This window comes from Undibacterium pigrum (assembly GCF_003201815.1).
GTDB lineage: Bacteria > Pseudomonadota > Gammaproteobacteria > Burkholderiales > Burkholderiaceae_D > Undibacterium > Undibacterium pigrum.
The window spans coordinates 70,216-80,185 of the sequence record NZ_QJKB01000014.1 but is presented as its reverse complement, the minus strand read 5'-3'; the positions used below and the strand labels follow the sequence as shown (position 1 = coordinate 80,185).

The following is a 9,970-nucleotide window of genomic DNA, read 5'->3' as shown; positions in this document are numbered from 1 at the left end:
TCCAGTCACTCGATCTTGATATGCCTACCAAGAACTTGTTAGTAGCTATATTAACGAATAACTACCGAAAGCGTCATAATACAAGGTACGATTAGCCCGAGTAGGTACGATTAGTGAAACGTAATCGTACGCATGTAAAACTTTGAAACACGTCTAGTTTTCAAAAGCGCGATAACCAAATCGTAATGTGATATCCGCTTGGCGAAGTTCTCCTTTAACGCCCAGAATCAACTTATATAGCCCCCCCTTCTTTCGAGGCATCACAAGTGCTCGACATGTTTTTCCGCACTTCGCATCTGATAAACATATACCTTGTTTAAACACCGAGTGTTGGGCTGATACCCCGTAGCCCAACCTACGACAATGCGCTCTCTCCCATTTCCAGCAAATAAATCAAAACACAGCGGTTATAATGCTGCCCTGATAAAAATTTAATCGAAAGAAAATTCTGATGGCTCTGACGCGCAAAATAATGGGTTTGTCACTGGCTGGTATTCTGGCGGCTTGTGGAGGTGGCGGCGGTGGCACAGCTAATAGCACTACGGGTGGCGGCAATGCTTCGGGCAATTCAGGTACTACAAGCGCAAGCAGCTTGAGCGAAAGCCAGCGTTTGTTTGAAAATTTCTTTCTGAGTAGCAACGGAGGAGCCTGGTACTATACCTTCTATATTTCCTTCGATGATGTTGAGAAAAACAGCAGGAATCAAATTTTCAACAGCAGTGCAATCATCAATAAAGCAACTAGCCAGTCAAATCAGAGCATCCCGGCATCCCCTCTCAATTTCGGTGCCCAGCCACTCAGAGCCTCGTTATTCGATGGATACAATGAGGTCGCGACTACTCCATCCATTAAATCCGGTACCTATCTGGTTGATGGCAAGATCGTTTACTATGAGAAGCCTCAATTCGACAGTTTTCGCTACTACTATAGCGGCGACAACATACGCAAGGATCAACTGGCGAATGACAATAAAACTGTCGTCTACTCCATACAATTGGAGAATGTCAGTAGCAAGGAACTCATTGGTAGCCTGGTCAACACAAATGCAGAAGCCATGGCAGCCAATCCTGACTTGCTCGATTTTCTGCGCTATAAGAATAGCCAGGCAGCGTATTTGCCAGGGTCTGCCTATCTGAAATTCTCTGCCAGACAATTGAACGATCTCTACACTGTGCAAGATTGCTACCAAAGCGTCGTCTTCACCGTCCCGGTCAATTCATGCCCGGAAGGCGATAACTTGCAAACTGTCTTGTCCAAGGGTATCAGAAAGTCTAACATCACTTATTTTATGCGAGATGGGACAATTACCAGCGTCGGTGGAGTAACGATGTGGGTTAGCAACTCACCGATAGCACCAGTGTACGAAAAGCTTGTCGATAAAATTTATCAAACTTTCTTCGAGCTAAATGGCAAGGTATACATGGGCAAGCTGTCACGTGCCGGATCTAAAGTTAGCATGGACTACTATGACACCTATTCCCGTGCTCCTGAAAACGGTTTGCTGGTGACGACGACAACGCGCCTGGATTACATCATTTTTTTCAATGCTGCAGCCAAAAACAGCATAAGCAATGCGCTGAAAAAGACTTTTTAAACTGCAGGGCGGCAAGGATAAAGAGGGAAAGCGAAAATTACTCCCTTATCCTCGAAATAATTTGCCGCGGCTGTAGTTTTCGTGAAGTTGTGAGATGTTATCCTTGAGTATCAAATCTACCGTGAGGCTCCAGGCAAATGATAAACCCCAACAAAGTACCAATCCTTGCAACTCTGCGGGCGCATAGGCATACGCGCGATGGCCGCATTGTTTTTTGGGGTAGCATTGTACAACTGCCTTTGATGGCCATGATGTTCTGGAAAGCCTGGAATACATTTCCATTGCAAGGAACTGAAGAGTTATTACTGGCAGGTCTTCTTCACCTTGGGGTCCCCATTGGATTGACAGGCGCATATATTAAAAATGCTGTCGATCTGGGTTTTCGTCAAAGCGCCGTCCTGACAATTTTTCTGGTATTGATCGCATGTGTACCGTTCTTTATATCGCTGCCCTTACTGCGTTGATACCCGAGGCTTGCAAACCATTCTGAGCATCCGGCATTTTGCAGGCTGGCCTCACGGCTATCCCCATTCCCCAGCTTTCTTGCCATACCGGTACACCGGCACCCACACCAATGCCCCCAGGGTTGCGGCCAGCATGTCTTTGTGGGCATCCCATATATCACCTTGCTGGCCGTTGTAAGCTTCGGCATCTTCTACTGTCATGGTGATGGCGATCAGCCATTCAAACCATTCATAACAAAGGCTGCTGACCATGATGGCGGCCAATGCGAGAGTCATGCAATGTCCAAGCCTGGGTGTGTACTTGTGCTGGAAATATTCTATCAATGCGGGCACCAGGCAAAAGCCGTAGAGGAAGTGTATCAATCTATCGAAATGATTACGCTTCCAGTCCATGCTGGCTTGCAGGGAAAAACCTGTCAATGATTTGATCCAGGCGTCATAGGGTACGTTGGAATACAACCATCTGGCGGCGACACAATGCGCAGCAATGAACAGGCAGATCAGCAGGAAGCTGGTATCGCTGATGGGATATTTCCTGGCGTAGTAACATAGTCCAATGAAGCCAAGCACGGTCAGTGAACTATGCAAGGCTTGCTCATAGGGCCAGACGGGCTTTATCCAGCTTAAGGCAAATACGGCGAGAGCAAATATGAAGGAAAAGGACTTACTGTGTGTCATTGAATGCTGCAGAGATGTTATTGAGACGCTACTGAGTGGCGGGACTATAACATGATGCAGGTGCAGTTTCACACCTGCCAGCTTAGCTCCTGCAGCTTAGCTCCTGCTCAAGCCGGATACTTGCCAGGCACTGTGCCCCCTGCATTGACTCGCGCAATTTCCAGTTCCATGGATTTCATTTTCTCCTGATGCTCAAGAGTGCGCTGCTGCATGTCGGCTTCCTGCTTTTGTGCTGCACTCCATACATGACAAAGCTTGTAGACGATAGCAACACAGAATGCACCCAAAGGGACGACATAGGGGCTAAAGAAAATTTCATGCATGACTGTCTTTCAGAATTTGATCGAGACTGAAGTGTACGAATAATTGTCGCCCTGCATAAGTAGCGTGTGTCAGCAATATCATATGACAATTGTCATGCGCCTTTGCCACCTGAGCTATGCAGGTGCCAGCAAGCCCACAAAAGACTGATGTATGCGCATGGAAAAATCAGATTTTTCTCTTAAACCCGGCAATACCAGTGTGTACTCCCAAATATTATTTAAAACCAGCGTTGAAGAATAATTGTCTATGTCTTTGATTTCATCGGGTGCAGCAACATTTCCTAGCAATGCTTCACATTGCAAGAGCGGGAATTTCCTGCAATAAAACATAAAACATCCCTCTCCGTCCTCATTCAATGAATAACCAGATGTAGCAAACCCGAAATCCATCTCTGCATCTTTGGCGAAAAAAATTTCTACGCCGTCATCGTCACGTTCGCATACTTCGATGACAGGTTGCGGCCAGAATTTCTTGATTTTTCTTACGAATGCCAGCTCTATCTCTACTGGATCGATATTGGCAAAATAGGTATAGTCTGTTCCCGTTATTTCCATCCTCAACACTTTCTTGTTATTCTTTTTAATTTGACGCATCTTGCGCGAGCATGGCGATATCCCGCTCCATCATCATGGATGTGATGACCAGAGCCGGGCTTTACTCCAGTGATGTGTGACAGCAGGCTTTAAGCTTGAAAGGGGCATAAACAAAGCCAGCCCCGACTGCCCTCTTCGTCAACGCTTGTTTATGGTTTTACATAAGTAAATGCGGGGGCGTGCCATTGCCTGCTGAAATAATCATTGGCATTACGGGCATCCAGACTGGCTGTGATTGTCATGCCAGCTTTTCTTATCTGACTGGTGAGCAGCGTCACCCTGAGCGCAGGATCAGCGTTTTGCGGCGCGGCCTCGAATACACCTTCGAGCGCATCCAGCAGGGAAATGAGCCATTCTGTTACCTGCAAGGATTTAACTTTGGCGTTGTCGGCAATTGCCAGCAACAGGCAATGCAGGGCTCGCATATAGTGCATCTTCAATTTGTCAGGTTTGATCTGGACCAGCCAAGGTAAATGACGCACAGCGACCACGGCCGCGTCTTTCAATTCGTTTTCTGCCACCTTGAATTCGATGAGCAAGGCAACCAGCTGGGTATAGTCCATATTTGAACGTACCAGGCGATAGCTGCGTTTATACAAATCGCGGGCTTCATCCTTGCGCCCTAAAGCATACTGGGCGAGCATGATCTGCGGCAAATCAATATGCGGCACCTGACTGCAAAACATTTCACCATCAAGTATGGGCTGGGCAGCGGCGATCATTTCTTCATAGCGGCCTTCTTGTGCAAGCAGGCGGATAGAATAACTATGTTCGCAGGCAGCGCAATCAGCATATCTGTCACGTGGTTCTGCAACTGCCTTGTCCCAAAACTCCCTGGCTTGCTGCATCTTACCCTGTACTGCATACACTTCAGACCGCTTGGCATGCACCGGGCGACGGCTGAGATTCTGTGCTTCAAACCGTTTAGCCATATCCGCACCAATGGCATCTATCTGCTTCTGGCTGATGCGTGAAAATTCTGGCAGCATCGGCAGTATCCATTTGCTGGGCCAGAGTATGGAAGTCTGGTTGATGATATCTGGCCGGGTATCGGTAATATGCTGGCACCAGGCGAACAAGGCCAGCGCAAGCTCGTCTTCGCCACTAAAGACGGCCTCAGTCAAGCGTTCATTGCGCGCTTCGAATTGCACGGCAACAGAACCAGAACGGTCGGCTGCAATCACCGCGCGATCCAGCAGGTCTGCTTTTTCTGAGGAACCATGGTCAAATTCCTCGGATTGTGCAATCAGGGAACGGGCGAGTGCAGCCTCGGTAGTATTTTCTAGTGCCATGTCGGTTTTTCTCCAGTTCCCATCAAACTCCATTCCAGCAAGCCGGACAAGCCATCGCTCATCAGGCTCAGCTCTCGACTGCTGAGCGGGTAATGTCCCATCAACAAAGCCTGCACATACAGGATTTGGACGATGCGCTGTACCAGTGAGGCGTCGGGGTGTTGTATCAGGCGACGCACCAGGGCGTTACCATAGTTAAAATAAATTTCGCTGTTTTCTACCTGCTGGACCTGGGTCACGATGTCTTTCCACAAATCGTCCACATGCTCGGTACTGACGGTCATTTGCCGGCTGATATTGGCATCGCGATTGGAGACAAACAAGGTAGGCAGATCACCAGGCTCAAATACTTTGAGCTTGGCGGTGCAGGCGAAGCCATCCAGCGCGCTTTGCGCCAGTTGCATGAAGTTCTGGTGTCGCGCTTCCTGCTCATCACTCAGGTTTTGCAGTTGATGGCCTATGTCAGAAGGCTCGACAAAGCGCACAGGCGTTAGTGGAAACAGTTCACCATATTTTGTCATCAGATCGGCATCATATACATAACCAGCATTGATGACATCAATACCCTGCCCTGCAGCGATCTGGGCGATTTGCCGGAAGGCGTCGACGCCAGCAGTACACAATATGCGCTGGTTGCGTTCCAGATAAACTTGCAGGGTGCTATGCCCGTAATTGGTTTCTATAGGAAACCAGGGAGCAAACAATTTGAAAAATTCATCATCTTCCAGCGCCAGGGCTTTCAGTGTCATGTGATGGTAGGCCATGAGTTTTTGCAATTGTGCCGGGTCACGTTTGGCCAGGTCAACCAGATAATTGCGCAGGCAGGCCCCCAGTTCTTCCTGGGTCTTTTGCAGTTTTTCATCCTGGTGAAAAGCATTGCGCGCCGCAGTCGGGCGCAACTCGCTGCAATTGACGACGCACTGTACAAAGAATGCCCAGGGCGGCAACAGGTTTTCTACACTGTCAGACAAGAGCATGCGCTTGAGATAAACCCGGTGCTTGCTTTTGCTGTTATGTGCGGGTGTGCGTTCCAGCACATAGGCTACACCGTTCACACCGCCGGTTTCTGATACCAGCGGGATAGCATCAAAGAATGCTGTATTCATGCTGCGGCGGCCAAACTCCATCAGGAAAGTCTTGCGCGCTGATACTGGCAGGTGCGACGCATCCCATGGGAAGCTATGCGTGCGTTCACTGTCATTCACTTCCTTTGAGTTGTCCTTGTGCGTGACCTGTATCGGCCAGGGCAATACGCCACCATAATAACGGGCCGCTGCAAACACTTTGTCTGCAGTAAACAAGGCACGCGACTCTGGCTTGGCTACCAGTCTGACCGAGGTTCCTGGCGGCAACTCCTCATCCAGCACGGCAATATCATAAGTGCCATCTGGCCGCCCGCGCCAGCGCAATGCCGGTGCATCCGGGCTGGTGGCCGAGCGGCTGACCAGTTCAATTTCATCTGCAACGATAAAGCAGGCCAGCAAGCCTATGCCAAACTGGCCTATATAATCTTGCGCCTGCCCCACCCATACACCACGCTTGGATGACTCACCGATCACCGCCAGGAAGCGATGCATCTCATCTTCAGTCAGGCCTATACCGTTGTCGACAAATTTCACAGCGTGCATGTCATCATCAACATGCAATTCTATGCTGCCAGAAAATTCTTTCGCCAGACGTGTGCGGGCCTGCATGGCATCACTGGCGTTTTGCAAAAGCTCACGCACGAATACATCGGGGCGTGTATACAGGTGATTGGATAGCAGGTCGATCAAACCAGAAAGATTGATCTGGAAACGGTGTTCCATGGTCGGGGCTTCTTTCAGCATGTGGGCTGTACTTTGAGAGTAAGGAAAATAAATAGCTGCATTTTTTCGGGCATAAGACGACATCATTATCGCCCAAGCATGACATAAGAAAATGTACTTTTCATGAAATCACGATAGCCGCTATGCTAGCACTGCTAATGCTGTTTTTTTGTTACCCTATGTAACCACATGAAAACCACACAAAAAAGATAAACGGCCCCATGAAATTCCCTTACTTATTGCTGCCGCTCATTTGCACGCCCATGCTGACCATGGCTCAAAACCAGATTGACCAAACGATTTGTGCAGATGATGCATTCCTGCTCAACGCAGATACCCTGAAAAAATCGAAGGTATTGCTTCCCGTATTCAAACATTTTTGCTATCGCGACCAAAGCGGAAATTATGCACTTTACCTGACTGAAAAACAGGACAAGGCATACGCATCTGAAAAATTATCCAGCGCAATAGAAGCCCATCTTTTCAAGATAGAAAACGACAAATCCCTGAGTACGCCTATCAGCATACGTGACCAGGCAAGCAAGGCAGAGGCAGGCCTGGAATTCTGGAGCAAACTGACAGAGATCACTGACATAGACAAGGATGGCAGCATGGACCCCATCCTGGTCTATCGCTTTTATAATGCAAGTGATGCTGGCAAGATCAATCGCGATGCTTTTTCAGGACGCATCAAGATCATTCTGTTTTACAAGGGCGAGAAAGTCGTCATACGTGCCATCACAGGTGATCTGGATGGCGAACGTTCGACAACGGCGACAGAGAATTTTTTCTCACTGCCAGTGGCTGTGCAAACACATCTGGTGAAAAAGATGGAAGGAATGTACAGGGATAATTTGTACGGGTTTGATAATAGTTACAAATTTGCGCCGAAGAAATCTAAAGGGAATTAATTCGAAGCTTTTAATTTTGTAGGAGCGGCTTTAGCCGCGAATATTTTTTGTCAGGTGGTCTCAAGCTCAAGTTATTCGCGGCTGAAGCCGCTCCTACAAAGTGCGGAATTTTTCTACATCCAGGCTGGTAGGCATAAATTTAGTATTTAAAGAAAAAGCCCAAAAGCATTTCCACTTTTGGGCCTTCATTTCCATCCACTAGATCATCAAACCGTCTGCGGCCTGTTCTTATGAAAGGTCACTGTACTGTATTGCACCGATGATGGCGGTGGTGCCTGCAGGATGTGTTTTTTCATTGCACCGATGATGTGCATTTCACATGGCTTGCAGTCAAACTTCAGCGTGTATTTTTCTTCGCCCGTGACCAGGGTCATGGGTTCGGCCTTGACCTGGCCTTGTACGCCTTGCACGCCCTTAGCCTGTTTGGGGCAGAGGTTGAAGGAGAAGCGCAGGCAGTGCTTGGTGATCATCAGCGATACTTCGCCTGGCTCTTCATGAGACTCGTAGGCGGCGGCGATCAGTTGCACTGCATGTTTTTCGTAGAAGCTGCGGGCCTTGTGGTTGTACACGTTGGCGAGATAGCTCAGGGTTGTTTCTGGATACGCGACTGGTGGTTCGACTGCTGGCGTGCGCTCAGGGCGCTGCCATGCTGACAGACGGGCTGCTTCGTGCGCAGTGACAGCATCACGGCGCAGGGCATTGATGACAGAAGATGGCACGAACCATGGCTGCTGCAAATCGAGATTGACCTGGGCAGCTTCAAACATGGTGTTACCTAGCTTGGCGAGGTTATCGCGCAAGCCTGCTTCTGCCTTGTCGCGGTTTTGCGCGGGTTCCAGTGCCAACTTCGTGCTGACTTCAGAAGTCACACCATCTTCGTCGGTGATCTTCAGGCTCAAGCCACCGGCCTGCTCTGTCAAGGTCAGATAGACGGGGATGCGGCGCTCGGCGGATTTTTTGGTCAGCGCATGCTCCCAGCGATGGTCGCGGTTGCGGTTGATCAGGGTGCCGACTTTGAGGCTGACCAGTTCGGCCATTTTTTCATTGGGGAAGACGCGCCAGATTTCACCGTTTTCTGATGCACCTACGCGCTCTACCGTGTTGGCCTGTATGCCTGCGACTTCGCGCTTGACCATGTAGTTAAGGCCATCGCCATTGGACATGGGTTCGTTGGCTTCGATCTCAAAGAAGTTGGCGGCCAGGCGGGTGACGTAACCCAGGTGCAGGCCCACATATTTTGGCGAGTCGAATGCGCCTATATCATCCAGGCGGCCATTGGCGAAATAATCGGTGTGGCCACGGTGGAAGTTCTTGTCCACATTGGGGCTGAATGACACCTGGCTATGGCCACTGGACGCGCGCGTGAATTCTGGCCTGCGCTCTAAAATCTCATCCAGCAGCAAACGGTAATGGGCGGTGATATTTTTGACATAGCCCATGTCCTTGTAGCGGCCTTCTATCTTCAAAGACTGTACACCTGCGTCGAGCAGTGCTTCGAGGTTGCGGCTCTGGTCATTGTCTTTCATCGACAGTAAATGCTTTTCATAGGCGACTACCCTGCCCTCGCCATCGCTGAGGGTATAAGGCAGGCGGCAGGCTTGTGAGCAATCGCCACGGTTGGCGCTGCGGCCATTGTCGGCATGCGAGATATAGCACTGGCCAGAGAAAGCTACGCACAATGCGCCATGGACAAAGTATTCAAGTGGCGTGGCAACCTGCGCCTTGATGGCCTGTATTTGTTTAATCGTCAGTTCACGTGCCAGTACCAATTGCGAGAAACCGACATCGCCCAGGAACTTGGCTTTTTCCACACCGCGGATATCGCACTGTGTGCTGGCATGCAGCTGGATAGGCGGGATATCAAGTTCAAGTATGCCCATGTCTTGCACGATGAGGGCATCAACGCCTGCATCATACAACTGCCGTATCTGTTTCCTTGCCGGTTCCAGTTCTGAATCGTGCAGGATGGTGTTCATGGTCACGAAGATGCGCGCATGATAGCGGTGAGCAAATTCCACCAGGCTGGCGATCTCGCTGATCTCATTGCTGGCATTGTGACGCGCACCGAACGAAGGGCCACCGATATACACGGCATCAGCACCATGCAAGATCGCTTCACGGCCTATCTCTACAGTTTTGGCGGGCGATAACAGTTCGGTCTGGTTGACAAGCAAGCTCATGGTGATGGCCGGTGACAGGGAAAGGGCGAAATTATAAAGGAAATCAAGGGCTTATGTCATATTTGCTGCTGTGACCGGGCATAAATTGCATGTTAGTTCAGCAATATTTAAGCCCATCAAGCTGGT

Annotated in this window: 9 protein-coding genes; 3 read left to right on the top strand and 6 right to left on the bottom strand. The window is 49.5% G+C overall.

What is annotated here, in order from left to right; genetic code table 11:
* Positions 1-451 precede the first annotated feature (451 nt).
* Positions 452-1,594 carry a hypothetical protein gene (locus DFR42_RS25475; protein WP_110257882.1) on the top strand — a complete coding sequence of 381 codons (1,143 nt, stop codon included), beginning with the start codon at positions 452-454 and terminating at the stop codon, positions 1,592-1,594.
* 137 nt (positions 1,595-1,731) lie between these two features.
* The gene (locus DFR42_RS25470; RefSeq protein ID WP_110257881.1) at positions 1,732-2,058 is read left to right on the top strand and encodes a hypothetical protein; all 327 of its coding nucleotides are present in this window, start codon (positions 1,732-1,734) and stop codon (positions 2,056-2,058) included.
* A 57-nt stretch (positions 2,059-2,115) separates the two neighbouring features.
* On the opposite strand, the gene DFR42_RS25465 is transcribed toward DFR42_RS25470, so the two are convergent.
* The 5 genes from DFR42_RS25465 to DFR42_RS25445 all read right to left on the bottom strand — a co-directional run bounded on the left by DFR42_RS25465 (position 2,116) and on the right by DFR42_RS25445 (position 6,774).
* The gene (locus DFR42_RS25465; RefSeq protein WP_110257880.1) at positions 2,116-2,736 is read right to left on the bottom strand and encodes a DUF2238 domain-containing protein; all 621 of its coding nucleotides are present in this window, start codon (positions 2,734-2,736) and stop codon (positions 2,116-2,118) included.
* Between the two features lie 107 nt (positions 2,737-2,843).
* Positions 2,844-3,059: a hypothetical protein gene (locus DFR42_RS25460; protein WP_110257879.1), complete on the bottom strand. Its 216-nt coding sequence runs from the start codon at positions 3,057-3,059 to the stop codon at positions 2,844-2,846.
* A gap of 114 nt (positions 3,060-3,173) precedes the next feature.
* Positions 3,174-3,653 carry a hypothetical protein gene (locus DFR42_RS25455; RefSeq protein ID WP_110257878.1) on the bottom strand — a complete coding sequence of 160 codons (480 nt, stop codon included), beginning with the start codon at positions 3,651-3,653 and terminating at the stop codon, positions 3,174-3,176.
* A 149-nt stretch (positions 3,654-3,802) separates the two neighbouring features.
* Positions 3,803-4,945, bottom strand: coding sequence for a tetratricopeptide repeat protein (locus tag DFR42_RS25450; RefSeq protein ID WP_110257877.1), 1,143 nt, complete (start codon positions 4,943-4,945; stop codon positions 3,803-3,805).
* Positions 4,936-6,774 (bottom strand): HSP90 family protein, encoded by a 1,839-nt coding sequence (locus DFR42_RS25445; RefSeq protein WP_170133679.1) that lies wholly within the window; start codon positions 6,772-6,774, stop codon positions 4,936-4,938. Before DFR42_RS25445 ends, DFR42_RS25450 begins: the two co-directional genes overlap by 10 nt.
* 200 nt (positions 6,775-6,974) lie before the next feature.
* On the opposite strand from DFR42_RS25445, the gene DFR42_RS25440 reads away from it, so the two are divergent.
* Positions 6,975-7,664, top strand: a complete 690-nt coding sequence (locus DFR42_RS25440; protein WP_110257875.1) for a M949_RS01915 family surface polysaccharide biosynthesis protein — start codon at positions 6,975-6,977, stop codon at positions 7,662-7,664.
* A gap of 206 nt (positions 7,665-7,870) precedes the next feature.
* On the opposite strand, the gene DFR42_RS25435 is transcribed toward DFR42_RS25440, so the two are convergent.
* On the bottom strand, positions 7,871-9,844 hold the full coding sequence (locus DFR42_RS25435; RefSeq protein ID WP_110257874.1) for a peptidase U32 family protein: 1,974 nt from the start codon (positions 9,842-9,844) through the stop codon (positions 7,871-7,873).
* Positions 9,845-9,970 lie beyond the last annotated feature (126 nt).